25 protein-coding genes are annotated in these 25,415 nt (G+C 70.4%); 15 read left to right on the plus strand and 10 right to left on the minus strand.

Annotated elements, in window-relative coordinates; genetic code table 11:
* Both AB0G15_RS38490 and AB0G15_RS38495 read left to right on the plus strand, forming a co-directional pair.
* Window positions 1-748, plus strand: a 748-nt coding sequence (locus tag AB0G15_RS38490) for an IS5 family transposase (RefSeq protein ID WP_362850088.1), incomplete at its 5' end; no start/stop codon positions are given.
* The gene (locus tag AB0G15_RS38495; protein ID WP_362850090.1) at window positions 733-1,185 is read left to right on the plus strand and encodes a hypothetical protein; all 453 of its coding nucleotides are present in this window, start codon (window positions 733-735) and stop codon (window positions 1,183-1,185) included. The genes AB0G15_RS38490 and AB0G15_RS38495, both read left to right, overlap by 16 nt.
* A gap of 164 nt (window positions 1,186-1,349) precedes the next feature.
* Here the strand turns inward: AB0G15_RS38495 and AB0G15_RS38500 are convergent, their stop codons facing one another.
* Genes AB0G15_RS38500 through AB0G15_RS38510 form a run of 3 tightly spaced genes read right to left on the minus strand, consistent with a single transcriptional unit; the run spans window position 1,350 to window position 4,461 of the window.
* A complete protein-coding gene (locus tag AB0G15_RS38500) occupies window positions 1,350-2,282 on the minus strand; it encodes an amidohydrolase family protein (RefSeq protein WP_362850092.1) in 933 nt (310 codons plus the stop codon).
* Entirely contained in the window at window positions 2,279-2,935 is a 657-nt protein-coding gene (locus AB0G15_RS38505) for a TetR/AcrR family transcriptional regulator (protein ID WP_362697968.1), read from the minus strand. Before AB0G15_RS38505 ends, AB0G15_RS38500 begins: the two co-directional genes overlap by 4 nt.
* Window positions 2,932-4,461 carry an N-acyl homoserine lactonase family protein gene (locus AB0G15_RS38510; protein WP_362850094.1) on the minus strand — a complete coding sequence of 510 codons (1,530 nt, stop codon included), beginning with the start codon at window positions 4,459-4,461 and terminating at the stop codon, window positions 2,932-2,934. Before AB0G15_RS38510 ends, AB0G15_RS38505 begins: the two co-directional genes overlap by 4 nt.
* A 480-nt stretch (window positions 4,462-4,941) precedes the next feature.
* Between AB0G15_RS38510 and AB0G15_RS38515 the strand changes: the two genes are divergently transcribed.
* On the plus strand, window positions 4,942-5,901 hold the full coding sequence (locus AB0G15_RS38515) for a recombinase family protein (protein WP_362850097.1): 960 nt from the start codon (window positions 4,942-4,944) through the stop codon (window positions 5,899-5,901).
* A gap of 25 nt (window positions 5,902-5,926) precedes the next feature.
* Here the strand turns inward: AB0G15_RS38515 and mihF are convergent, their stop codons facing one another.
* The 3 genes from mihF to AB0G15_RS38530 form a co-directional block, all read right to left on the minus strand.
* A complete protein-coding gene (mihF, locus tag AB0G15_RS38520) occupies window positions 5,927-6,223 on the minus strand; it encodes an integration host factor, actinobacterial type (RefSeq protein ID WP_362850099.1) in 297 nt (98 codons plus the stop codon).
* 338 nt (window positions 6,224-6,561) lie between these two features.
* Window positions 6,562-8,322 (minus strand): NAD-dependent malic enzyme, encoded by a 1,761-nt coding sequence (locus AB0G15_RS38525; protein WP_362850102.1) that lies wholly within the window; start codon window positions 8,320-8,322, stop codon window positions 6,562-6,564.
* A gap of 147 nt (window positions 8,323-8,469) precedes the next feature.
* Complete coding sequence (locus tag AB0G15_RS38530; RefSeq protein WP_362850105.1) at window positions 8,470-9,432, minus strand: radical SAM protein; 963 nt, start codon at window positions 9,430-9,432, stop codon at window positions 8,470-8,472.
* Between the two features lie 143 nt (window positions 9,433-9,575).
* On the opposite strand from AB0G15_RS38530, the gene AB0G15_RS38535 reads away from it, so the two are divergent.
* From AB0G15_RS38535 to AB0G15_RS38570, 8 genes are all read left to right on the plus strand, one after another.
* Complete coding sequence (locus tag AB0G15_RS38535; protein WP_362850107.1) at window positions 9,576-9,902, plus strand: multidrug efflux SMR transporter; 327 nt, start codon at window positions 9,576-9,578, stop codon at window positions 9,900-9,902.
* Window positions 9,903-9,965: 63 nt separating this feature from the next.
* A complete protein-coding gene (locus AB0G15_RS38540) occupies window positions 9,966-10,526 on the plus strand; it encodes a GNAT family N-acetyltransferase (protein ID WP_362850110.1) in 561 nt (186 codons plus the stop codon).
* A 345-nt stretch (window positions 10,527-10,871) separates the two neighbouring features.
* On the plus strand, window positions 10,872-11,732 hold the full coding sequence (locus AB0G15_RS38545) for an SDR family oxidoreductase (RefSeq protein ID WP_362850114.1): 861 nt from the start codon (window positions 10,872-10,874) through the stop codon (window positions 11,730-11,732).
* A 107-nt stretch (window positions 11,733-11,839) separates the two neighbouring features.
* Window positions 11,840-12,466: an ATP-binding cassette domain-containing protein gene (locus AB0G15_RS38550; RefSeq protein WP_362850117.1), complete on the plus strand. Its 627-nt coding sequence runs from the start codon at window positions 11,840-11,842 to the stop codon at window positions 12,464-12,466.
* A 279-nt stretch (window positions 12,467-12,745) separates the two neighbouring features.
* On the plus strand, window positions 12,746-14,275 hold the full coding sequence (locus tag AB0G15_RS38555; protein WP_362850120.1) for an FAD-dependent monooxygenase: 1,530 nt from the start codon (window positions 12,746-12,748) through the stop codon (window positions 14,273-14,275).
* A 121-nt stretch (window positions 14,276-14,396) separates the two neighbouring features.
* Window positions 14,397-14,747 (plus strand): DUF952 domain-containing protein, encoded by a 351-nt coding sequence (locus AB0G15_RS38560; RefSeq protein WP_362850123.1) that lies wholly within the window; start codon window positions 14,397-14,399, stop codon window positions 14,745-14,747.
* Window positions 14,744-15,292, plus strand: coding sequence for an NUDIX hydrolase (locus tag AB0G15_RS38565; RefSeq protein WP_362850126.1), 549 nt, complete (start codon window positions 14,744-14,746; stop codon window positions 15,290-15,292). The genes AB0G15_RS38560 and AB0G15_RS38565 overlap by 4 nt, the downstream gene beginning before the upstream one ends.
* A 169-nt stretch (window positions 15,293-15,461) precedes the next feature.
* Entirely contained in the window at window positions 15,462-15,731 is a 270-nt protein-coding gene (locus AB0G15_RS38570; protein ID WP_362850129.1) for a hypothetical protein, read from the plus strand.
* 207 nt (window positions 15,732-15,938) lie between these two features.
* Here the strand turns inward: AB0G15_RS38570 and AB0G15_RS38575 are convergent, their stop codons facing one another.
* From AB0G15_RS38575 to AB0G15_RS38585, 3 genes are all read right to left on the minus strand, one after another.
* Window positions 15,939-17,420, minus strand: a complete 1,482-nt coding sequence (locus AB0G15_RS38575; RefSeq protein WP_362850132.1) for an MFS transporter — start codon at window positions 17,418-17,420, stop codon at window positions 15,939-15,941.
* A 286-nt stretch (window positions 17,421-17,706) separates the two neighbouring features.
* Window positions 17,707-19,161: an aldehyde dehydrogenase gene (locus AB0G15_RS38580; protein WP_362850135.1), complete on the minus strand. Its 1,455-nt coding sequence runs from the start codon at window positions 19,159-19,161 to the stop codon at window positions 17,707-17,709.
* Window positions 19,162-19,338: 177 nt separating this feature from the next.
* Entirely contained in the window at window positions 19,339-20,178 is an 840-nt protein-coding gene (locus AB0G15_RS38585) for an oxidoreductase (RefSeq protein WP_362850138.1), read from the minus strand.
* A 167-nt stretch (window positions 20,179-20,345) separates the two neighbouring features.
* Between AB0G15_RS38585 and AB0G15_RS38590 the strand changes: the two genes are divergently transcribed.
* The 3 genes from AB0G15_RS38590 to AB0G15_RS38600 all read left to right on the plus strand — a co-directional run bounded on the left by AB0G15_RS38590 (window position 20,346) and on the right by AB0G15_RS38600 (window position 22,262).
* Window positions 20,346-20,891 (plus strand): TetR family transcriptional regulator, encoded by a 546-nt coding sequence (locus AB0G15_RS38590; RefSeq protein WP_090773808.1) that lies wholly within the window; start codon window positions 20,346-20,348, stop codon window positions 20,889-20,891.
* Between the two features lie 207 nt (window positions 20,892-21,098).
* Window positions 21,099-21,284, plus strand: a complete 186-nt coding sequence (locus AB0G15_RS38595) for a hypothetical protein (RefSeq protein ID WP_362850142.1) — start codon at window positions 21,099-21,101, stop codon at window positions 21,282-21,284.
* A 348-nt stretch (window positions 21,285-21,632) separates the two neighbouring features.
* Window positions 21,633-22,262 (plus strand): class I SAM-dependent methyltransferase, encoded by a 630-nt coding sequence (locus AB0G15_RS38600; RefSeq protein WP_362850145.1) that lies wholly within the window; start codon window positions 21,633-21,635, stop codon window positions 22,260-22,262.
* Window positions 22,263-22,289: 27 nt separating this feature from the next.
* Here the strand turns inward: AB0G15_RS38600 and AB0G15_RS38605 are convergent, their stop codons facing one another.
* Window positions 22,290-23,519, minus strand: a complete 1,230-nt coding sequence (locus AB0G15_RS38605; RefSeq protein ID WP_362850148.1) for a Tn3 family transposase — start codon at window positions 23,517-23,519, stop codon at window positions 22,290-22,292.
* Between AB0G15_RS38605 and nhaA the strand changes: the two genes are divergently transcribed.
* Complete coding sequence (nhaA, locus tag AB0G15_RS38610) at window positions 23,407-25,302, plus strand: Na+/H+ antiporter NhaA (protein ID WP_362850151.1); 1,896 nt, start codon at window positions 23,407-23,409, stop codon at window positions 25,300-25,302. The two genes, AB0G15_RS38605 and nhaA, sit on opposite strands and share 113 nt — an antisense overlap.
* The last annotated feature ends 113 nt before the right edge of the window (window positions 25,303-25,415 follow it).

A 25,415-nucleotide genomic window follows, 5' to 3' on the forward strand; every position in this document is an offset into this window, starting at 1 on the left:
GCACCCGTCGGTCAGCGGCCACGAGGGCAACCACGCGATGCGCGAGATCGTCAACGCGATCCGCTACCAGGGACGAACCGGCGTCCAATGGACGTACCTGCCGCATGACCTGCCGCCCAAGAGCGCGACGTACTACTACTTCGCCAAGTGGCGCAACGACGGCACCGACCAGGTGATCCACGACCTGCTGCGCTGGTATCTGCAAGAGAGCAAAGGGCGAAAGGCCGATCCAAGCCTGGTCGTGCTGGACACCCAGAGCGTCCACGCCGCAGCCGGCGTCCCGGCCACCACGACCGGCAAGGACGTGGCCAAGAAGGTCCCGGGACGCAAACGCGGCCTGGCCGTGGACACGTTCGGACTGGTCATCGCGGCGGTGGTGCTCGCCGCATCAGCGCACGAGAACACCGCGGGAACGGCTCTGCTGGACCGCCTCGCCGCGCGGACCGACGGCACGGTAACGAAGGCGCTGGCCGACCAGGGGTTCAAGAACACGGTCATCGCCCATGGAGCCGCTCTGGGGATCGACGTGGAGATCGTCGAACGCAACCGGACAGGCAAGGGATTCGTCCCCCAGCCGACACGGTGGACCGTCGAGCAGACCTACGGCACCTTGATGCCGCATCGGCGCTTGGTCTGCGATTACGAGCACCTGCCGGCCACGTCCGAGTCGCGGGTGTATCGGGCGATGACCGACGTGATGTCTCGCCGGTTGACCCGTGCGCCCGCGCCGTCGTGGCGGTCGACGTGAACAGGCTCACGGTGACCCCGTCCGATCCCGGCACGTGGCTACTGGACAAGATCGACGCTCGCGAGCAGGTATTGACGTGCCAGATCGAGCAGGTCCAGGCGGAGATCGACGCTCTGAGCGCACGTTTGGGCGAGCTCGGCGAGGCGATCGAGCATCTGCGGATCACCCGCAAGACCCTCCTCGCGCTGGCCGACGAAGACGACGCCCGACCGGCTGCACCGCCGCCCGCGCTGCCCAGCCATCCTGCCTACCAGCAGATCCTGACTGTCTTCGCCGATGCCGATCGGCCCTTGCGCGCCCGTGACCTGTGCGAGGCCCCGGACCTGTCCATCGTGTCGAAGAACACCGAGAACATCCGTTCCAAGCTCAAACGTCTGGTCAGCCGCGGCATCCTCATCGAGACCGAGCCGGGCTTGTTCGCTCAGCCGCGCCCGTAGTCCGTCGACGAGTCTCCGACCAGCTCGTCTCACCCAATCTCAGCGGCGAAAGGGACGTCAACTCGCGAACCGCTCTCTGAGCTTAAGTCGGTTAGCGCTTGGCCGGCCAGCCACGTCGACGAAGGTGATGTGACTGAGTGTCGTGCTGGCAACCCTAGCGGAGGTCAGCGTCTGGCCTCAGACAGGCGGGGGAAAAGCAGTCGGGCGTTGCGGTGGCCGATGTCGGTGGTGTCCTGGGCGGGATCTTGGAGGTGGCCGTTGAAGTAGGCAACGGCGGGTTCGGGGGCGAAGGGCCAGTCGCTGGCGTACAGCACATGTCCCGGTTTGGCGAAGGCGAGCAGCGAGGGCAGCGCGGCCGGGCTGGCGGACAGGGCGGTGTCGAAGTAGAAGCCGGCGAAGTCGTCCAGGATCTGGTTCAGGTCCCGGCCGGTCTCGGCGAAGACGGCCAGGGCCAAGCGGTGCGCCGCGTACGGAACGAAGCCGCCGGCGTGCGCCAGGATGAACCTGATGTGTGGGAAGCGCCGCGCCACATCGCGGCGCACCAGGTTGAAGGCGGCGCGAGTGGTGTCGAGCAGGAAGTCGGCGGCGAAGGGCGGGATGCTCGGAACGGCCGGTCCGGGCAGGTCGGCGGGGTGCACGAGGACCACGGCGGCGCGGTCGTCCAGCGTCGTCATGAGCGGGTCCAGGGCTGGGTCGCCCAGGTAGAGGCCACGGCTGTTGGCCAGCAGGATCACCCCGTCGGCGGCCAGGTCGTCCAGCGCGTACGCCGCCTCGGCCACGGCGGCGTCCACGTCGGGCAGGGTGAGCGTGGCGAACAGCCCGAACCTGCCCGGGTAGGCCTCGGCCAGCCCGGCGCCGAACTCGTTCATGGCGCGCGCCATGGCTGAGGCGTCGGCGCCGTCGCCCAGATGCACGCCGGGCGTGCTGACGGACAGGATCGCGGCGGCGATGCCCTGGCGGTCCATCAGCTCCAGCGCCAGCGACGGGCTCCATTCGGGCAGCTCGCGGCCGCCGGGAGCGTGCACCCCGTTCCCGCGCAGCCAGCGTGCGTAGTCGGCGGGGATCATGTGCTGTTGGACGTCGATGTATCCGCTCATGCGGGTTCTTGTCCCTCTTCCTGTCGATGCTGCGCGCCGGGGCGTCGCAGCAGCCGGTCGGCCTGATGGAGGACGGCCTCCAGGTACTGGCGCGTGACGGCGGGGTCGGCTGGTGTGTCCGGATCGATGAGCATGCGGTACATGGCCGCGCCGACGACCATGTCGATCACGGTGTCAAGGTCGGCGTCCTCAGCCAGTAGCCCGTCGCGGCGGGCGCGCTCCAGCGCGGTGTGGATCAGCTGGCGGCGGGGCTGGATGTACTGTTCGCGGTAGGTGGCAAGGAGCGACGGCTGGGTGACGCTGGAGCCGATGAGCTGGGCGAGGATCGCCCGGAAGCGGGCGTCGCCGAAGGTGTGCACCCAGGAGTCCATGAGCCGCTGGTCGACCGGCTGCGCCGCGGCGTCGGTGGTGGCCCAGATGTCGGCCTCGGGGGCGAGGGTGCGGGCCTGCTCGATCGCCTGGGTGAGCAGTTCCTCCTTCGACGACCAGCGCCGGTAGATGGTGACCTTGGCCACGCCGGCGCGCTTGGCGATCTGCTCGAAGTTCGCGCCCTCTAGGCCGCGTTCCACGAACAGCTCCAGCGCCGCCTGCATGATCGCCTCGTCGGCCTCGGGGTCGCGCGGCCTGCCCCTGGTGCGCCGCGGAGAGGTCATCGGAACTCCACCCGCCCCACTCCCGTGCCGGACGCCGGCGGAACGAAGCGGGGGGTGTGCCCAGCCTGCAGCCGCCAGTCGGGGGTGAGGGCGGTCTGCATGTGCGTGCGCAGCTCCAGCAGCCCCGCTTCGCCGGGGACCCCGTTGGCGAACGCGGAGGTGACCAGGTCGAACTGGTAGCGGGTGTTGTCGTGAGCGAACAGCGGCACGGTGCCGGGGTCGGAGGCCAGCAGGTTCTGGATGCGCCGGGCGGCCTCGATCTGGTGGATGGTGTCGGCGCCGCCGAGGGTCGTCTGGCGGACCTGCTCGACGGCCAGGTGGGGCAGGGTGTAAAGGGTGTCGCCCACGAACAGCACGCTGCCGGTGTCCAGGTGCAGCAGCACGCACATGTGGCCGGGTGAGTGGCCGGGGGTGGGCAGCAGGATGAGGCTGCCGTCGCCGAAGTGGTCCTGGCTGTCGGGGAAGGCGCCGAAGGCGCCGGAGCCGAAGGCGGGGAAGGAGAGGTTGCTCTTGACCAGGTCGAAGGAGTAAGGGTAGAGCACGCCGTGGTCCCAGTCGCGGCGGTCCAGCACCACCGTCGCCTGGGGCAGGTAGCGCAGCCCTCCGGCGTGATCGTCGTGGACGTGCGTGAGGAACACGGTGGTGATCTCCTTGGCGTCGTAGCCGAGCCGGGCCAAGTGGACCCGCAGATCCTGCCCGGGGGTCATCTGGTACTCGTCGCGCTGGGTCAGCAGGCGCGAGACCATATGGTTGTGGTCGTAGTACCCGTCGTGATCGTGGGCCTGTTCCCAGTTGACGCCGGTGTCGACCAGCATGAGGCCGTGCCGGGGGTGGTCGATGAGGTAGGCGTAGACGGGTACCGCGATCTGCGTCTTGTCGACCAGGGTGCGCAGGTAGCCGTTCACCCCTTCCCAGCCGTCCAGACCGCCGTAGAACTGGCCGTAGGTGACGATGGTGTCGCCAGTGTGAATCGGGAACACCCGCACGATGTCGTCGGCGATCCGCCGCCGCGCGCCCGCGGCGCGCACGGCCGCCTGCCGCTCCTGCTCGCCCCGCGCCAGCACCTCCCGGCGCTGCCGATCCACCCGGTCGACGGACAGCCCGCTCAGCACGGCCAGCGTCAGCCCCGCGCCCCCCGCCAGGAAGGCCCGCCTGCTCTGCCGACCGCCCCGGCCGGCCGCCGCCCGGCGTCCGCGCAGGACGGAGGCCGCCGCCCATGCCAGGCATCCCGCAGCGGCCAGGGCGAGCAGCACCGGCAGGTCCGTGACGTAGTAGACGACCGCCAGGTAGAGCCCCAGCGTACCTAGGCCGACCGGAACCCCGAGGAACGCCAGCACCCGGCGCCGCGTGGCTCGCCGGCCGAGCACACTCGGCCACAGCAGCCCCACCACCAATCCAGTCAGCAGCAGCCCATAGGCCGCCAGCAGCGGCACCGGCACGTCCTTCAATCGCAGGACGACCAACCAGACAGTGCCGACCGCGAGGGCAGAAACGAGTAACCCGATCTTGCTCAGGGTCTTCAGCATCCGGCCACCTCATTTCATAAACGCATACGGATGCGTTTACATAATAGCCTAGCCCTGATCATCTCCCGCCGCAGTTCTGGTTTCACACCGCCAGACCCTGGCGACATTGACTCCGCAGTGGTTCCTGCCGCCGAACCTCCAGGTAGGCCAGCCATGCCTTCCACAATCTCTTCTCGGAAACGTGCGATTGCCGGAGAAGATCACCAGGCGGGCTCGGTGAGCCGGTTCAGGCCTCCGGAGGGGTTGACTTCTTCTCAGAACTCGTTCTCGTGCAAGTGGGCCGATCCTCGGATTGCGGGAAATGTTTGTGAGAGCGTCTGAGGCATGGCCGAGGCCCCGGAACCCCGCGAACAAACCGAATCCGCCCCGTTGTCCGCCATCAGCCCAGAACGCACCCGTGAGGCTGATGAGGTCGAGCGTCACCCGTGTCCGCGATGCTCCGTCGCACCCGGTTCGCCGTGCCGGTCGCGTTCGGGCGCGGTGGTCGGCACCTACCACACCGGCCGCTTCACCAAGGTGCCCCGGCTGGCCAAGCTGCTGCGCGTGCCGACCCCCGCCAACCGGAACCCAGGCCAGCCGTGGCGGCCGGGAACACCACCGCCCGCCCCGCTCCATGACGATGGGCCGTCGGCCGACATCCGGATCGGCTACGCCCGCTGCTCCGCGCTCACCCAGGAACTGCAGTCCCAACTGGACGCGCTGGCCGCGCACGGCATCGGCCGCGAGAAGATCTTCGCCGAGAAGATCTCGACCCGGGTGAAGGTCCGTCCGCAGTTCGAGGCGGCGCTCGCGTTGGCCCGGCAGATCAAGGCACACGCCCCGCACTGCCGGGTCATCCTGACGGTGTATGAGATGAAGCGGCTGGGCCGCGACGCCGCCGAGCTGACCGCGCTGGCCGACCACCTGACCGCGCACGGCCTGGTGCTGGAGATGCTCGCCGGGCCGCTCGTCGGCATCTACGACCCTGCCGGGCCCGGCAGGATGCTGTTCGCGTTCTTCGCTGCGATGGCCGAGACCGAACGCGAAGCCATCCGCGAAGCCACCCTGGAGGGCCTGGACGCCGCCGCCCGCCAGGGCAAGTACGGCGGCCGCCCCGCCGTGATCACCGACGACATGCTGCACACCGTGCTGCGCCGCAAGGCCGCCGGGGAACGCGTCGAGGATGTCCGCCAGGACCTGATCATCCCGACCGGCAAACGCAAGGGCCAGAACCCGTCGCTGGCCAGCATCTACCGGGCCCTCGCCGAGCATGAGAAGGCCCGGGCCTACCCCGAAGCCGTCGAGACGGCGCACGCCGACTTCGCCCTCCTGCACGGCGAAGACATCCCCCGACCCCGCCCGGCCCGCATCCGACGCCCGGGCCAGGCGCTGACGACGCAGCAGGCCGAACTTCGCCAGCGCCTGCAGAGGCAACCTCACCCGGGCGCGGAGCTCCGATAGCGCAGACGATCAGTCCCGGCACTGGTCAGCTGATCAAAGCTCGCAAGAGTCGCTCGCGCTGCTGGTCGTTCAGCGCGCCAACACGCTGTTTCTCCGCCACCCCGCAGGTGGCCATCAGCGCCGCGACCCTGGCCGGCCCATACCCGGGAACAGCCCGCAGCACCTGAACCACCCGGGTCCTGCCGACCAGATCCTGTCCGCGGCGCTGGAACACCTCCGCCACACTCACCGCGCCGCCAGCCACCTCCGCCAACAGCGCACGCCGCGCCGTACGCGCCTCGGCCGCCCTCGCCAACGCCTTCGCACGCTGCTCCGCCATCATCGCCGGCAGGGCCGTCAGGAACCTCTCCTGTAGAGATCGGCTGGTCAGCGACTCCCGCCACAGATCACGACGGGCCGCCGTCGATCATCATCCCGCACAGCGTCAACAGATGTGACACCAAACCCGGTTCACCGTTCCACTCCTACTGGCGGGCCAGGTCCTCGCGCAGCGCGCGGTGGGCGATGCGCGCGGCCTCGTCGTAGCCGATGGCCGGGCTGGGCGCGGTGACCATCATGAGCGACCGGTCGACGTTGTCCTCCAGCCTGGCGGTGTCGAGCCGGACGCCCTCGATGAGATAGGCGCGGCCTCCTCGCGGCGCGGGCGGCGGGCGGCCACCGTCAGGTCCCCCTGACCGGCCGGTAGCGCGGCTGCCACATCGCGTCCTGGACCTGCTGCACGGGGTCGGGCAGGTCCACGCGGGCCAGGCCCTCGGCGGCGGCCTGGCGGGCGACCGCGACGGCGACGGTGGCCGAGACCTCCCGCAGGTCGCCGACCGGGGGCAGCAGCGAGGCGCCGGGGGCAGCGCCCTCGGCGACGTCGGCCATCGAGCCGACCGCCTCGGCCGCGGCCTGGAGCATGCCGTCGCTGATCCGCCGGGCGCGTGAGACGATCACCCCCAGTCCCAGCCCCGGATACAGCAGGGCGTTGTTGGCCTGGCCGATGACGTGGGTGAGGCCGTCGTGGGTGACGGGGGCGACCGGGATGCCGGTGGTGACCAGGGCGCGGCCGCCGGTCCAGCGGATCAGGTCCTCGGGCATCGCCTCGATGCGGCTGGTCGGGTTGGAGATGGGGAAGATGACGGGCCGCTCGACGGCGGCGGCCATGGCGCGCACGATCTCCTCGGTGAAGGCGCCGTGCGCGGTGGAGGTGCCCAGCAGCATGGTCGGGTGGACGCGGCCGACGACCTCGGCCAGGCCGATCCCGTCCTCCCTGGCGTCCCTGAGCCAGCCGGTGACCTCCGAGGCCGGGCGGGCGTAGGGGGCCTGGAAGTCCCGCAGGCCCGACATGTCGTCGGTCAGCAGGCCCTGCCTGTCGACCGCCCAGATCCGCCGGGTGGCCTCCCGGGGGTCCAGGCCGTCGCGCACCATCGCGTCGCGCAGCTGGTCGGCGATCCCGATGCCCGCCGTGCCGGCGCCGAGGACGACGATCCTCTGGTCGCGCATGGGCGTGCCCGAGACGCGGGCGGCGCCCAGCATGGCCGCCAGCACGATCGCGCCGGTGCCCTGCATGTCGTCGTTGAAGGTGGGCAGGCGGCCGGTGTAGCGCTCCAGGATGCGCCGGGCGTTGGAGGGGCCGAAGTCCTCCCAGTGCAGCATCGCCCCGGGGAAGCGGGCGGTGGCCGCCGAGACGTAGGCGTCGATGAAGTCGTCGTAGCGCCGCCCCCGCACCCGCGAGTGCCGGTTGCCGATGTAGAAGGGGTCGTTGAGCAGTCTCTCGTTGTCGGTGCCGACGTCCAGCGCCACGGCGAGGGCCCGGGCGGGGTCGATCCCGGCGGCGGCGGTGTAGACGGCCAGCTTGCCGACGGCGATGCCCGCGCCGCCGCCCACGCCCCAGTCGCCGATGCCGAGGATCTCCTCGGCGTCGGAGGCGACGATCAGGTCGACGTCGTCGGGTCCCGGGCCCAGGTTGGCGAAGGCCCGCTCGATGCCCGCCGCGTCGTCGACCGACAGGTAGAGGCCCTGGGGGCGGCGGTACTCGTGGCTGTAGCCCTCGATCGCCTGGGCGATCGTCGGGTCGTAGACGACCGGCAGCATCTCGGACAGGTGATCGCTCAGCAGCCGGTAGAACAACACCTCGTTGCGATCCTGCAGCGCCGTCAGGTAGATGTTCTTGCGCAGGTCGCCCGGCTGCGCCAGATACTGCGTGTACGCACGGCGCGCCTGCTCCTCCAGCGTCTCGACCGCCGCCGGCAGGAGCCCGTTCAGGCCCAGCTCCTCGCGTTCGGCCGGGGTGAAGGCCGTGCCCTTGTTCAGCAGCGGGTTGTCCAGGACCTCCAGGCCGCGTCCCGGGGTGGCGTAGCTTCCGTCGGGGTTCTCCGTGAAGCCGCGGCGCGTCCGCGCCGGCCGCCGGTTCCTGCCCGGCGAGATCGTCTTCCCCATGATCCTCCCCGTCCGTCGGCGTTGCCCGCCCGCCCGGCGAGCGGGCCCGTACTCGCTGTGCCCTCCCCGGAGCACGACGCCGAACGCCACAATCAGGACAAAGATTCTTTTTGCTGCTTGTCGGCCCTTCTTGGAGAATCGCCGTTCTCAGAGGAGAGCGAGCTGTGCCTGCCGGGGCAGGGCCAGCGGCAGGGGCTGCTCGGGCCGCGTCGGGCCCATCCCGTAGCGGGCGGCCAGCCGCGACACCTGGCCCGTCAGGCCGCGCACGTAGCCGGGCTCGGCGTCGGCGCCCCTGCCGTACAGCTCGGCGTAGCGAGGCGCCAGGGCCGGATGGTGCTCGCCCAGCCAGGCGAGATACCACTCACGGGCACCGGGGGGCAGTCGCAGCACGTGCGGGACGAGGCTGACGGCCCCGGCGTCGGCGACGCGGCGCACCGTGGCCGCGAGCTGGTCGGGGGAGTCGGTCAGCAGCGGCAGGATCGGCGCCATCGCCACCCCGCACGCCACCCCCCGCTCGTTCAGCTCGGCCACCAGCTCCAGGCGCTTTTGCGCGCTGGGGGCACCGGGCTCCACGCTGCGGCGGATCCGGTCGTCGACGAAGGCGATCGAGACCACCACCCCGGCCCCCGGGGTGGCGGCCAGCAGATCGGCGTCACGCAGGATCAACCGGCTCTTGGTGAACACGGTGAACGGCGCCCCGGCCTCGCGCAACGCGGTGACCAGGCCGGGCATCAGCCGGTAGACCTCCTCGACGCCCTGGTAGCAGTCGCCCCCCACCCCCACGGTGACGTGCTCGCCGTCCCAGCGCGATCCCAGCTCCGCGCGAAGCCTCCGCACGATGTTGGTGCGCACCACGATCCGGGAGTCGAAGTCGCCTTCGGCGTTCAGCCCCAGGTAGCGGTGCCCCCGGCGCACCGAGCAGTAACGGCAGGCCTGGGCGCACCCCCGGTAGGGGCTCACCGCCCAGCCCTCGGGAACGCGGTCCAGCGCGGTGCGCGCCTGCACCTCGTAGCAGGTCAGGGCCCCGTGGACCCTGGTCAGCGCGGAGCGCTCGATGCGCGGCCTGACGTCGGGCGGCGCGTCGAGCAGGGCGGGCGCGTCCCATGGCATGCGGCCCAGTGGAACACGCTTTCGACACCGCTCGCAAGCCGGGCAGGTCGTGGCGCCGGACGGTCTCGCCGCCGGGGGCCCGGCCATCCCCGATCAACGAAAAATGATACGTTTATGCCCGTTTTTGGGGGAGTGGGGGAATCATGGCGTGGTTGGTACTGGCCGGGGCGATCATCGCCGAGATCGTGGCGACCACCGCCCTCAAGCTGAGCGACGGGTTCGCCCACAAGGGCTGGACGGTCCTCGTCGTCGCCGGCTACATCGCCGCGTTCGTCCTGCTGGCCCAGGCGCTCAAGCTGCAGATGGAGGTCGGCACCGCCTACGCGGTCTGGGCCGGGGCGGGCACCGCGATCATCGCCGCCATCGGCGTGCTCTTCCTCGGTGAGACGATCAGCTTCGCCAAGATCGCGGGCATCGTCCTGATCATCGGCGGTGTCGTGGTGCTCAACCTGGCCGGAGGCGCCCACTGACCCCCGCCCCGGGCCGCCGATAATGGCTCGCCCGCCACGCGGCGGACGACCTAGCCTGGCCCGGTGCTGAAGCCTTCCTACCCCATCCGGACCGACCGCCTGATCCTGCGGCCCTACACCCCGGCCGACCTCGACGGCCTGTACGCCATCCACCGCCTGCCCCAGGTCGCCCGCTACCTGTACTGGGAGCCGCGCGACCGCGAGCAGACCCGCGAGGCGCTGGAAAGAAAGATCGGCGAGACGGCGCTGCTGGAGGAGGGACAGTCCCTCACCCTGGCGGTGGAGCTGGCCGCCACCGGCGAGCTGCTCGGTGACGTCCTCCTCGTCTGGCACAGCCGCTCACAGCGCGCCGGCGAGATCGGCTACGTCTTCCACCCCGGCCACCACGGCAGGGGATACGCCACCGAGGCCGCCCGGGTCATGCTGGAACTCGGCTTCGACGGCCTGGGCCTGCACCGCATCGTCGGCCGCCTGGACGCCCGCAACGAGGCCTCGGCCCGGGTGCTGGAGAAACTCGGCATGCGCCGCGAGGCCCACCTCGTCGACAACGAGATCGTCAAGGGCGAGTGGACCAGCGAGCTCGTCTACGCCATCCTGCGGCGCGAGTGGCGCGCCCGGTCCTGAACCGCCCCCGCCCGGCCCCGGCTGACAAGGCGGGGGCCGTCGCCGGCCCCGGCGGACGCCGGATCCCGCTCACCGACCCCGCCGGCAACCTCGTCGAACTCTTCGAACCCGCCCGCACTCCGGCCGCCACCACGCCGGCCCGAGCCTGACCGCACGCCGGGAGGCCGCGTTCCGGCGGGTCGCGGTGGAGAGGGGCTCGCGCTGTGTCGTCACGCCGGGGACCCGGCACGTGAACTAGGCGAGACGATACGTCTTGACTCGGAGAAGAGGAGCCGGTACCGTCACGGCATCAAGACGATACGGATCGTCTCGTTAGAGCACGCGCAACCGATCGGAGCTCCGCATATGCGCACCCCGGACACCGTCTCCTCCCGCACCTGGTTCGTCACGGGAGCCGGCCGCGGCCTGGGACGTGCCTTCACCCTCGCCGCGCTGGAGCGCGGCGATCGGGTGGCCGCCGCCGCCCGCACCGTCACGCGACAGGACTTCGACGACCGGTACGGAGATCGGCTCCTTGTCCTTCCCCTGGACGTGACCGACCGCGGCGCGGTGTTCACCGCCGTGAACACCGCCGTCGAGCACTTCGGCCGGCTCGACATCGTGGTGAACAACGCCGGGACCATGTCCTCGGGCATGGTCGAGGAGTTCACCGAGGCCGAGGCACGCGCCCAGCTGGAGGTCAACCTCTTCGGGGCGATGTGGGTCTGCCAGGCCGTCCTGCCGCACCTGCGTGCCCAGGCATCCGGCCACATCGTGCAGGTCTCCAGCATCGCCGCCCTGGGCGGCTTCCCGAGCACCGGGATGTACAGCGCGAGCAAGTTCGCGCTGGAGGGCATGAGCGAGGCACTGGCGATGGAGGCCGCGCCGTTCGGCGTCAAGCTCAGCATCGTCCAGCCCGGCGGCTACTGGACCGACCTGTACGCCAGCATGACGACGACGTCACCTTCGGCGGAGTACGGCCCGTTGCGCGCCGAGCTGGAAAAGCAGTGGGCCGAGGGCTCGATCGACAGCGAGCCGCGTCTGGCCGCCGAGGCGCTGCTGAAGCTGGTCGACAGTGAGGACCCGCCGCTGCGGCTGCTGCTCGGCAGCACGGTCTACGACCTGGCCTTCGACATCTCCCGGCGGCGGATGGAGACCTGGGCCGCCTGGGAGCAGGTCAGCCGCGCCGCCGAACACGCCGTACCCGCCCCCGAAACCGCCGGTTGACCGGCGGACCGGCGTCAACGCCGGCCTTTCCGGCACCGGAACCGCCGAGCCGCCGGCTCCGGCGGCGACCGTCCACGCGGTCATGTCAACCTCAGGAGAACGCTTATATGCGCATCGGTCATCCCTCATCCGACACCCAGCTCGCCCTGTCCGGCGTCACCAAGCGGTATGACGACAAGATCGTGCTCAACGAGGTCTCGCTCACGGTCAGGCCCGGCGACAAGGTCGGTGTGATCGGCGACAACGGCTCCGGGAAGACCACGCTCCTGCGCGTCCTGGCCGGGGAACTCACCCCCGACACCGGCACGGTCCGCCGGGTGCCCCGGGTGGGCCATCTGCGTCAGCAGGACGGCCTGGTGCACGGCGAGGGCACGGTCCTGGAGGCGTTCGCGGCGGGGCGACCGGGAGATCCGGCCGAGCACGCCGATGCGCTGCTCGCGCTCGGGCTGTTCCGCGCCGCCCATCTCGCCTCGCCGGTCAGGGCGCTGTCTCCCGGCCTGCGCCGCAGGCTCGAACTCGCCCGCATGGTCAGCGAACCGGCCGACCTGCTGCTCCTGGACGAACCCACCAACCATCTGTCCCCGGACCTGATCGACGACGTGGAGAACGCTCTGGCCGGTTACGGGGGTGCGCTCGTCATCGTCACCCACGACCGGCGCATGCGGGCCGCCTTCACCGGCTCCCACCTGGAGCTCAAGGCGGGCAGAGTGGCGCCGCCGTACGTGACCGTGTGACCACGACGAGCCCGCCCGCCGCACGGCCGGCGCCCCCTCGCCGACCGCGACGGCGGCTCTCACGCCGTCACCCGACGGGTCCTCGGACGGGCCTCCGTGGCCGGCGTGCCCGAAACCCGCTGTACCTTCACTGATGATCCGAGGCAGACGCCCGGGATCGAACGACACGATTGGAAGACCCTCGACATGAGGCATGACGATCCCACCCCGGCCACGCCGGGCCGGTATCACGAGGTGGAGGGGCCTGGACACGACGAGAACCCGCGAGAGGAGCGGCCGATGACGGACGCCGATGTGGTCATCGTGGGCGCCGGCCCGGCCGGGCTCATGCTGGCCGCCGAACTGCGCCTGGCCGGGGTGCGACCGCTGGTGCTGGAGCGTCAGCCCCACCGCCGGGACACCCCCAAGGCCGGGGGCCTGGGCGGGCAGATCCTTGAGCTGCTGCGCTACCGAGGCCTGCTGGAACGCTTCGAGGCGGCCTGCACCGGCCCTGTCCCGGCTCCCCGGTTCCCGTTCGGCGGCGTGCATCTGGACTTCACCCGGCTGGCCGACCCCCCGCTGCACGCCCTGCCGCTGCCGCAGCAGCCGCTCGAGCGGCTGCTCGAGGAGCGCGCCGGCGAAGTCGGTGTCGACCTGCGCCGCGGCCATGAGGTGACCGGGGTGAGCCAGGACGACGCCGCGGTGACCGTGGACGTGCGCGGCCCCGAGGGACCGTACCAGGTGATCGCCCGCTACCTCGTGGGATGCGACGGAGCACGCAGCCGGGTCCGTGACCGGGCGGGCATCGGCTTCCCCGGCACCACCTATCCGGAGGTCAACCGGCTGGCCCAGGTCACCCTGCCCGACGCGGTGACCGTGCTCGGCGACGGCGGCCTCGACGTCCCCGGTTTCGGCACGATCCGGCCGGGTTTCACCCGGACCGACCACGGTCTCTTCGGCATCGGAGCGTCACCCGGCTCCCAGGCCGTCTCGCTCTACACCGTCGAGGACGAGAGCGCCGAGTACGACGACGACACCCCGATGACCGTGTCCGAGCTCCAGGACAGCATCCGCCGGGTGCTCGGCGTGCGGCTGCCGGTGGGAGAGGCGCTCCGGTTGTCGCGGTTCACCTTCAAGGCCCGCCAGGCCGACCGCTACCGCCACGGCCGGATCCTGCTGGCCGGTGACGCGGCGCATCTGTTCCCCGCCACCGGGGTGGCGCTCAACGCGGGCATGCTGGACGCGGTCAACCTGGCCTGGAAGCTGGCCGCCGACCTGTACGGCTGGGCGCCGGCCGGCCTGCTGGACACCTACCACGGCGAGCGCCACCTCGCCGGCGCCCGCACCATGTTGCACACCCGCGCGCAGGTGGCCCTGCGGCGCGGGCACGACGCGGCCGCCGAAGCGCTGCGGGAGGTGTTCCAGGAGCTGCTCGCCGACGAGCAGCCGTTGCGCCGGATGGGCGCGCTGGTCGCCGGCAGCGACATCCGCTACCCGATGCCCGGTGCCGGCCACCACCCGCTGGCCGGCACCTTCGCCCCCGACCTCACCCTGCACACCGACCAGGGCATCACCGGCGTGGCCGAACTCATGCACCCCGCACGGCCCATCCTCCTCGTCCTCGCCGACCGTCCCGACCTGTGCCGAGCCGCCGAGGCCTGGCGCCACCGGGTCGGCATCCACACCGCCAAAACCGATCAGCGGCCGGCAGACGCCCTGCTGATCCGCCCGGACGCCCACATCGCCTGGGCCGCGACCGTCGACGAACCCGCCGACACCGCCGCGCCCGCGCTGCGCGAAGCGCTCACCGGCTGGTTCGGCACCCCCTGAACGCCGATCACGATCCGCGGTCACCGCAGACACTTCGTCTCCGGTGACCGCGGATCCGGGCGGGGCCGCCCAGGACGTCCCCGGTTGAACAACGGGCGCGGGCAGGGCAGCATGTCATCCGATGACCATTCTGCATCTCGCCCTGGCCTCCGACTGGGAGGCCGCCCGGCGGGCGGGGGAGTACCGCGTCTCCACGATCGGACGCACCCTCGACGACGTCGGCTTCATCCACGCCTGCGCCGACCACGAGCAGCTGCGCGGCGTCGTGGAGCGCTTCTACCGCGACGTCACCGACCCCCTGGTGCTGCTGAGCGTCGACCCCGCCGGGCTCGACGTCCGCATGGAGGAGGTGCCCGGTGACTCGCCCGAGGCGTTCCCGCACATCTACGGGCCGCTGCCGGTCACCGCGGTGACCGGCGTCCAGCCGTTCACCCCGCCCGGCCCCGGCCCGCTCAGTAGGCTCCGCGCATGACCGACGTATCCGGACCGACGATCCGCACCCTCGACTCCATGGTCGTCTACACCAACCCGTGGATCAGCGTGCGCGAGGACCGCATCGAGCGCCCCGACGGCTCCCACGGCATCTACGGCGTCGTGGACGTGCCGGACTTCGCCATCGTCATGCCCATGGAGAACGACGGGTTCCACCTGGTGGAGGAGTACCGCTACCCGGTGGGGCGCCGCACCTGGAACTTCCCCCAGGGCGGGGTGAAGGACAGCCCCTCACCCCTGTTCACCGCCCATGCCGAGCTGACCCAGGAGACCGGGCTGCGAGCCACCTCGATGACCCACCTGGGGCGCCTGGACAACGCGCACGGCACGACGGGCCAGAACTACGACATCTTCCTCGCCACCGGCCTGACCGCCGGCGCCCACGAGCGCGAGCACACCGAACAGGACATGCGCCAGGACTGGGTGTCGCGAGCCGAGTTCGAGCGGATGATCCGGAAGGGTGCCATCACCGACAGTAACTCGATCGCCGCCTACGCCATGCTCCTGCTGCGCGGGGCGGCCTGAGCGACCGGCCCGGCCCGGCCCGAGAGACCGGTTCGGCCTGGGAGACCTGCCCGGCCGCCCCGGAGGCGGAAAACCCGATCGAGTATGGCCTGCAGCAGATCACCGCATCTGTACCAGATGCGGCGATAACATCCCCCGTTCGGCGGCTTCGCGGCGGTACGCTCAGCCCATGTCGAACCCGATCGTCATCCTCCTCCTGACGGCGGTCGTCCTGGTGGCGGTCATCGCCCTGATCGTCTTCGCGGTACGGGTGGCACAACGCCCCAGAAACGCCCTGGTCGGCGGGGGAATCGGCCCCGAACTCGTCGAACGGCTCCTGGAACTCAAGGCCTCCGACCAGTTCGACCAGGCCGTCTTCCTGGTTCGCGGCGAGACCGGCATGAGCCACCGCGCCGCCGCCCGCTTCGTCAGGAAACTCAGGTCATCACCCCCGCCCTGATCTCCCGCCCTGATGGGCTTTGGAGGGGATACGCGCGGTAGCGCGTATCCCCTCCAAAGCCCTTGTACTGGTGGGCGCGGCTGTGAGGGACGGAGCACGACCACCGGCCGTCACGGCCTGCCTGAAACCGTCACCCAACGCACAGTACCTCCGTCGGGAGTCGCACGCGGCCTATGTCGGGGCCGCTCAGCCCTGGGTGGTCCCTGTTTACTCTGCGGCGGCGGGAGTCGGCTGGAGGTGGGGCGTACGGACGGCTTTGCGGGCCGGGGCGAGGGCGGCGGCGAGGGCGGCTCCGAGCAGGAGGAGGGTCAGCGCGGAGAAGCTGTGGGTGTAGCTGGAGTCGTACGGCAGGCCGGAGGGCTGGAGGTGGCTGGTGACCAGGAGGCTGGTGATCGCGGTTCCGATGGCGCCGCCGATGGAGCGGAGGTTGGCGTTCATGCCGGTCGCGGCGCCGGTCTGCTCGGCAGGTACGCCGCCGACGATGAGGTTGGCCATGGATGCGAAGGCGAGACCGACGCCGAGGCCGAAAACGCCCGCCGCGACGGCGATCTGCCACTGCTGGGTGTGCCACAGGGCGAGGATGGCGCAGGCGACCGCGGCGGAGACGGCCCCCGAGATCAGCAGGCGTTTGGCGCCGACCTTGGGTTCCAGGCGTCCGCTGACCACACCGGCGACGAACATCGCGATCAGCATGGGCAGCATGAGCAGTCCGGACGTGGTGACGCTGGCGCCGAATCCGTAGCCGGCGGAGCGGGGTGTCTGTACGAAGCCGGGCAGGAACGACCAGACCGAAGACAGGCCTGCGCCGAACAGCAGAGCGGCGGCGTTCGTGGTCCACACGGACCGCACGCGCATGATGCGCAGGTCGATCAGCGGGCTGCGGGAGTGGGACTCCGCGAACAGCCACAGGGCGAAGAGCACGACGGCCGCGGCGAACAGCGCGATCACAGCAGCGGAGCTCCAGCCCCACCGGCTGCCGCGGCTGACCGGCAGGAGCAGCGCGACCAGCCATCCGGACAGCAGCACCGCGCCGGACCAGCTGACCCGTCCCTTCGCCCGTCGGGGCGACTCGGGGACATAGCGCAGGGCTAGCAGGGCGGTGACGGCGACGATGACGACGGGAAACCAGAACAGCCAGCGGTAGTCGAGCCCGGCCACGATCGGACCGGCAGCGACTATGCCGACGCCGCCGCCGGCGGCGATCACGGCGGACAGGTTGCTGATGCTGCCGCTGACCCTGCCGGGTTCGAACTGGTCGCGGATGATGCCGAAGGACAGTGGGAACACCGCGCCTCCGGCGCCCTGAATGATGCGGGCGATGATCAAGACGCCGACGTTCGGAGCGAGGGCGGCGAGCAGACAGCCGGCGAGGACGGTCAGCAGGACTGCGACGAGGGTGCGCTTCTTGCCGGCCAGGTCGCCGACCCGGCCGATGATCGGGGTGCACACCGAGGCGGACAGCAGGTAGGCCGTCATTACCCAGGTGGCGGTGGATTGGGAGGTGTGCAGTGCGTGTTGGATAGTCGGCAGAGCCGGCGCGATCAGTGACTGCAGCATGGAGAACACGCCCGCCCCGCTCGCGAGGACTGCGAAGATGAGGCGGGTGGACTTGCTGGGCATGGGGTTGTCTCTCCGGGGAAACGGGGGCGTCTTGACGACGGCGCGGGACAGGTTGCGGGTCTCGTGCATGCGGGTGGCACGCCGGTACAGCGATTGCGGGGAGCGGTCACGGCCAGGAGGTGGGCCGGGCGCGCCGCAGCGGTTCGGGCCGCGCGGGGCGGCGGTTCGCCGGGGCGTCGCCGGTGACAGTGCGACCGACGGATCGGCCCGGTCCGGTCCGCCTCGGTTCACGTTGCTCGTCCCCGTGCACGCTCAGGACGTGCCGGCGTCGAGCAGGGGGTGCGGCAGGCCGGGCCGGCCTGCCGACCGCACTGCGGGTGGTTCCGGCCCGGTAGGTCTGCGCCTCTCCGGTCGGCTACGGCTGCCGGAGCCGGGTGATGGACTTGTGCTCGATGTAGCCGGTGAGTCCGACCTTGCCGTACTCGCGGCCGAGGCCGCTGGCCTTGTAGCCGCCGAAGGGGCCGTCGAAGCTGATGGGCGAGCCGTTGATGGTGATGGTTCCGGTGCGCAGCTTGCGGGCGACGGCCAGGGCGCGCTCGGGGTCGGCGCTCCAGATGCCGCCTGAGAGGCCATATTCGGAGTCGTTGGCGATGCGGACGGCGTCGTCCTCGTCGTCGTAGGCGATGACGGCCAGGACCGGGCCGAAGATCTCCTCCTGGGCGATGCGCATGGAGTTGTCGACGTCGGCGAAGAGGGTCGGGGTGACGTAGTTGCCCTTTTCCAGGCCCTGGGGGACGTGCGGGCCGCCGGTGACCAGGCGGGCGCCCTCCGCTATGCCGATGTTGATGTAGTCGATGACGCGCTGCTGCTGGTCGGGGCGGATCATCGGGCCGATGAAGGTGTCGGGGGCGGAAGGGTCGCCGACCTTCAGCGATTCGACCATGTCCTTGAGCGCGGCGACGACCTCTTCGTAACGCTCGCGGGGAACCAGGATGCGGGTCTGCAGGATGCAGGCCTCGCCGTTGTTGCCGAGGGAGCCGAAGCGCAGGTCCTGTACGGCGGCGTCCAGGTCCGCGTCCTCCAGGATCAGAGCCGCGGACTTGCCGCCCAGCTCCAGGCTGACCCGCTTGAGGTGCTCGCCGGCGATGGAGGCGATGCGCCGGCCGGCACGCGTGGAGCCGGTGAAGGCAATCTTGTCGACGTCCGGGTGGGAGACGAGGTACTCGCTGGTCTCGCGGTCGGCGGGAAGGATGCTGAGCACGCCCGCGGGAAGCCCGGCCTCGTGCCACAGGTCCGCTAGCAGCATCATGCTGAGGGAGTTCTCCGGGGAGACCTTCAAAACAACCGTGTTGCCGGCCAGCAGGGCCGGGATCAGCTTGGCGGTGGCGGCGGAGAACGGCGAGTTCCACGGGATGACCGCGGCGACCACGCCGATCGCCTCACGCCGCACGATGGTGTCGAAGGCCACCGACGGGTCGGAGGGTTCGATGACCTCCTCCCAGCCGAACTCCTCGGCCGCCTTGAGATAAGCGTTGACCTGGCGGGTCAGGAAGGGCTGGCCGACCTTGGTGAACCAGTCGGCAGAGCCGTTCTCGACGGAGATTGCCGCGGCGACCTCGTCGGCGCGGGCGGTGCGCAGGGCGTCGTAGCGCCGGATGATCTCCTGCCGCTCCTCGGGCGTGGTGCGCGGCCAGGGGCCGTGGTCGAAGGCCTCGCGGGCCGCGGCGACGGCCGCGTCCACGTCGGCGGGTGCGGCCTGGGCCACGCGGCCCAGCACCGACTGGTCGTGGGGGGAAAGGATGTCGAGCAGCTCCGGGTTGCTGGGGGTGACCCAGGAGTCGCCGATGTAGAGCTTGTCGCGAACAGTCATGTCTGTCGATTTCTCGTGTGAAACGTGGTGGGTGCAGGGCCCGGGCGGGAGTGCGTCCCGGGCGATGCCGCAGGGGTGGAGGAGACCACCGGAGCGAGCGGGTATCCGCGCTGTCGCCGGGCCCGTGGTCGCGTGCCGTCGGGCAGGCGACCGACGGCACGCGAAGCTGCAGGGTCGTTACGCGGTCTGGTGGTCGGTGGAGCGGCTCGCTTCGGCCCATGTGGCGGCCTCGGCCAGGCGAGCCTTTTCCGCGCTGACAGCGATTTCCAGGGCGTCGCTGCCGAGCAGGAGCCGGCGCGGGGGCTCGGGCGCGTCCACGGCGGCGATGACGGCCCGGGCCATTCGGGCGGGGTCGCCGGGCTCGTTGCCGCTGTAGGCCGCAAACTGCTCCAGCCATGCGCCGACCGTCTGCTGATAGTCAGGAGCGATGGGTCCGGACGGCTTCGCGGCGCCGGCGGCCCAGCCGGTGCGGATACCGCCCGGCTCCACGATGATCACCTTGATGCCGAACGGGGCCACCTCGTTCGCCAGCACCTCGGAGAAGCCTTCGACTCCGAACTTTGCTGTCTGGTAGGCGCTGAGCCCGGGCGTGCCGCCGACCCGGCCGCCGATGGACGAGATCTGCACGATGTGCCCGGACCGCTGGCCACGCAGTACGGGCAGGGCAGCCCGGGTCACGTTGATCACACCGAACAGGTTCGCCTCGACCTGCGCCCGGAACTCGTCCTCCGGGAAGTCCTCGATCGAACCGCTGGTGGCGTAACCCGCGTTGTTCACAACGACGTCGACGGTGCCGAATCGCTCCACTGCGGCCGCCACCACGCCCCGAGCCTCGGACCGCGACGTGACATTCAGCGCCACGGTCTCCAGCCGCTCCGGATACTTCGCCTTCAGATCAGCCAGAGCCTCCGGCCTGCGGGACGTCACGACGACTCGATCACCGTCCTCAAGAGCCTGAAGAACCAGGGCCCTGCCCAGCCCCTGGGAACCACCGGTGATCAACCAAGTCCGTGACATGGCGTTCTCCTCATCATCTCGTTGCCTCTTGCCGCCCCCAGGGCGCAATCTCAATGTAGACGTTTCATCGTCAACTGCAACATCTATGTTGCAATAAATAGATGAGATGTATCTCACTATGGGATGATGGTGCTGTAATCACCACTGCTGGTTAGGATCGCCGGACTATGAGAGCCGATGCCGCACGCAACCTGTCCTCCGTCCTCCGCACCGGGGCCCGCCTCCTGGCGGAGGATCCGAGCACGTCGATGGCGGCCATCGCCGCTGCGGCGGGTGTCGACCGCACCACCGTTCATCGCCGCTTCGCGAATCGGGAGGCGCTGCTGCGCGCCGTCTTCCAGGCCAAACTCGACTCGGCCGAGCGGGTGTTGGACGAGGCGCGGCTGACCGAGGCCCCGGTGCCGGTCGCTCTCCACCGCTATCTGGAGGGGATCATCCCGGTCAGCCGCGAGTGGCCTGTCGACACACGCCGCATGATGCAGAAGGACCCCGAAGCCAGCGCTCGCCGTGAAGCGCAGAGTGCGCGCCTGAGCACCTTCATCCAGCGCGCTTGCGATGAGGGCTACCTGCGCGCCGATATCGATGCGGCCTGGGCACGTGCGGTCCTCGACGCACTCGTCGACAGCATCGCCCACCGGTTCCCCGCAGTGGATCCCCCGCAGGCGGCCGACCTCGTCGCGGACGCCTTCCTGCGCGGCCTCGGCGTGACCTGACCCTGCGGGTGAGCCAGTCGCCGGCGCCCTGGCCTTCTTCCGCGCCGTCGCCGTCCAGCATCAACCCGCACGCATGCAGCCACCCCTGGTGCGCTGATCCCGCCACTCCGGCGGGCCGGCCAAGCCCCCCAACCCCATCGCGCGCAAGGCGTGCGCACCCCACCAATCCCCTTTCACAGACTCACCTGCTGAAGAATCGAGGACACCATGGCGCGCGCTCGGATCACGCTCGGTCATTCCGAGGGCCTCGGCTGCATGGGCATGTCCCAGTTCTACGGAGCAGCCGACCCCGCCGAATCGATAGCGACGATCCAAGCAGCCATCGACGCGGGTATTGATTTCTTCGACACCTCCGAGGGGCTTGATGTGATGGGTGAATACCTCGGCCGGTGAATACGCAAAGTGATGACTGGCTCCCAGGTCACCGTCGCGCATCGAGGTGTCGAGGCCCAGACTGCGGGCGCCGGGCAACTGGTCGAGCACGCCAGCCAGGTAGTAGCCCGTGCCGCAACCGATGTCCGAGACTGTGCCCCGGTCGGGAGGATTCGAACTGCTCCGCAAGATGATCCTGCTGCAGTGACCCACTCTCGATATTCGGGTGAACGGAGGGAAGGGGCTGCGTAGGGTGACGGGCATGGACCCAGCTGACTTCTACACCGGCACGTCGCGGAGCTCTACGGACCGCTGAAATCCTTCTCCCAGGACCCCGAACCCTACGCAGCCTTCATTCAGCAAGCCGGCATGCCGGCACTGGAACTGGGGTGCGGAGACGGTGACCCCCTGCTCGAACTGTGCCGACGCGGCCTGGACGTCGACGGCGTCGACTCCTCCGCCGACATGCTGGAGCGGCTTCGACGCCGGGCAGACGAACAAGACATCCGTGCCACCGTGTTCCACCAGCGCCTGGAGGCTTTGAACCTGCCCCGCCGCTACCGGGCGATCTTCCTAGCCGGGCCGACCTTCACCCTGCTCCCCGATGACGCCACAGCGCTCACCGCCCTGCGCGGCATCCGCGATCACCTGGCTGAGGGCGGCACCGCCCTGGTGCCCCTGTTCACCCTCGCACCCACCCTCGCCGAACAGATCGGCCGGGTGCGCACGGCCACCGCACCCGACGGCGCCGAGCTCCGGGTATCCGTCGTCTCCGAGCAACGCGCCGAGACAGCCCGGACACAGACGACTCTTCTACGCTACGAACGGCACCACAGCTCAGACAGCACCATCGAAGACCGCCCGTGGATCATGCATTGGTACCCCCGGGACCAGTTCGAGAAGCTGGCCACGACCGCCGGCGCGGTCACCGACCCGGACGGTAAACCCGCCTTTGCTGATTCCACCGACCTGCTGCACTTCCGACTCCAAACCACCTGACCGCCTCGCCTCCGAGAAGGCCCAGGATCACCCTCCGCGACCGCTCCTCAAGATCTGTGCCAGAATCCAAAATTCACTGACCTTGATCACGACGCTGATCACGACGCAAGCCCTGGAACGACTCCTGATGTCGTCTCGAAATGACTCACTCGGAAATCGACACAGCCAGCTGAACAACGTCACGGCCATTCGGTGGTGGCGTGGAGGGCCGGGTTGTAGGCGGGTGGGGGTATGTGGGGGTATGTGGAGTCCATCGGTGGTGGAGTCGCCGAAGCGGAGCACATTCTCGCGCCGGTAGGGGCTGAGCACCGCCAGATCGCTCGCACGGAGGGGCCAGCCCTCGTGGGCCATCTGACGGAGGGTCTTGGTCATGTCGATGGTGGTCGAGAAGATCACGCTCGCGGCGACAAGGTCGAGGAACTTCACTGCCCTGTCCTGCAGTTCCGGGTCGCGGCTGTTCAGCCAGCCGGCGTTGCCGAAGTGGAGCCACTTGGTGAACCCGTTGTATGCCTCGGCCTTGTTGGTCGCCCGCTGGATCTGCTCACGCAACGCGGGGTCGGACAAGTAGCGAAGGAGCACGGCTGTACGCACAGCGCGCCCGACTTCCCGGAATACCTGGTAGATCTGGTTCTTTCTCGACCGGTTGTTCAGCCTGCGGAGCAACGTCACCGAGGAGACTGTGCCCTGTTTGACCGAGAGCGCGACCTGCATGAGGTCGGGCCAGTGGCGGCGCAGAAGGTCCCAGTCGATCGCCGTGCGGGGGTCGGTGGAGAACAGCTGGTCGATGTGCCGGTCCCGGTCACAGGGTCGATCGTCAGGTCGGCGTTGTCCGGATACCCGGCGTCTACCTCTTCCGCGATCCGCGTGAGCTGCTGCCTCAGGTTCTCCCCGGCGAGAACCGCCGGGGCGGACCCTTGGGTACCCTGGGGCCACCTCGGCGGTGACGCCGGCGACGCTCACGGCACGGGCAGGGCGGCGCGGCACCCGGACACGAGAACGCCGGCGCGAGAGCGTCACCCCCCGCCCACAGGCCACGGACGGCACGAACCGGCCGGGTGACACGTGATCTACCGGTCCGCGCCCCGCGCGACGCGAGACCGCCAGGTACGGGGGAGACCACAATGCGCCCGACGAGAGCCAGACGATGACGGCCCCCCGCCAGGAGGGCACCCCGCCGCCCGCGCGGACCGTGTGGGCGCAGACCTCCACCACCCCGCTGCGCGACTTCCTGCGCACCGAGACCGGCAGTGCCGTCATCCTTCTCGCCGCGACGCTGACCGCCCTGGCCTGGGCCAACGTCGCCCCCCTCGCCTACGAGCGGTTCTGGCGCATCCCGCTGGCCGTCACCCTCGGGGACTCGGGCGTCTCCCAGGACCTGCGCCAGTGGGTCAACACCGGACTGATGACGTTCTTCTTCTTCGTCGTGGGGCTCGAAGCGCGCAGGGAGTTCGACATGGGGGAGCTGCGCGACCGCAGACGGCTCGCCCTGCCCCTCGCCGCCGGCGCCGGCGGCATGATCGTCCCCGTCGCGATCTACCTCGGCCTCAACGCGGGCACCCCGGCCGTCCACGGCTGGGGTGCCGCCATGTCCACCGACACCGCGTTCGCCCTCGGCATGCTCGCCCTGTTCGGATCCCGCCTGCCCGCCCGGCTGCGCACCTACCTGCTCACCGTCACCGTCGTCGACGACCTGCTCGCCCTCACGGTCATCGCGATCTTCTACAGCGAGCACGTCACGCCGGTACCGCTGCTGGCCGCGGCGGCCGTCTTCGCGGTGATCCTGGCCGTGCGCGCCACCGGCGTACACCACGGGTTCGTCTACGCCCTGCTGGGCGCCGCGGCATGGGTGGCGTTGCTGCGCTCCGGCGTCGAACCGGTCATCATCGGCCTGGCGATGGGACTGCTGACCTACGCCTCCCCGGCCTCCCGCGGCGACCTGGAACGCGCCACCGACCTGTTCCGCCTCTTTCGCGAGCAGCCGACCCCCGAACTGGCCCGCTCGGCCCGGGGAGGCCTCACCTCGGCGATCTCGCCCAACGAACGACTGCAACAGCTCTACCACCCCTGGACGAGCTACGTCGTCGTCCCCCTGTTCGCCCTGGCGAACGCCGGGATAACCCTCAGCGGCGACTTCCTGGCGCGAGCCCTAGTCTCCCCGATCACCCTGGGCATCCTGCTGGCCTACACGGTCGGCAAGCCCGTCGGGATCATCGTCTCCTCCTGGCTGGTCACCCTGCTCGGCCGCGGACGCGTCCGCCCGCCGGTCGGCTGGGCCGCGGTGACGGCCGGCGGCGCGATCGCCGGTATCGGCTTCACCGTCTCCCTGCTGATCGCCACCCTCGCCTTCGACGGCCCGCAGCTCCAGGAGGCCAAGTTCGGCATCCTCGCCGCGGCGGTGTGCGCGCCCGTCGTCACCTGGGCCGTCTCCCGCGCGACCGCGATGCTCCCGGTACGGCTGCGCGTCCGCGCCCTGCTGGGCACCGCCGAGACCATCGTCGACCTGGACGCTCCCGTCGACCCCGGCCGCGACCACCTTCGCGGCCCCGCCGACGCGCCGGTGACCGTCGTCGAGTACGGCGACTTCGAGTGCCCCTACTGTGGCCAGGCCGAACCGGTCGTGCGCCGCATCCTGGCCGACCTCGGCGACGTCCGCTACGTCTGGAGGCACCTGCCGCTCACCGACGTCCACCCCTTCGCCCAGCTCGCCGCGCAGGCCGCCGAGGCCGCCGCCGCGCAGGGAGCGTTCTGGCAGATGCACGACCGCCTGCTCGCTCACCAGGACCGCCTGCGTCCTTCCGACCTCATCGGCCACGCCCTCGACCTCGGCCTCGACGTCGAGCGCTTCCGCGCCGACCTCCACGACCCCGCGGTCGCCGCCCGGATCGCCGCCGACGTCGACTCCGCCGACGTCAGCGGGGTGTCCGGCACGCCGACGTTCTTCATCAACGGGCGGCGCCACCACGGCGCCTTCGATCTCGACGGCCTCTCCTCGGCCATCCGGTCGGCCCGGGACTCCTCGGGACACGCGCACAATCCGTGATCCGCGCGCCGCCCGTGCTGCGGCCATCCGCCGCCGCCCGTGCGGGGTGCGTCGGTAGGGCGCGGCGCCGGGGGCACGGTGCCGGGGGCGCGGTTTCGGGGGTGGTTCACGGG

The sequence above is a fragment of the Streptosporangium sp. NPDC023825 genome, from assembly GCF_040639575.1.
Classification (GTDB): Bacteria; Actinomycetota; Actinomycetes; order Streptosporangiales; family Streptosporangiaceae; genus Streptosporangium.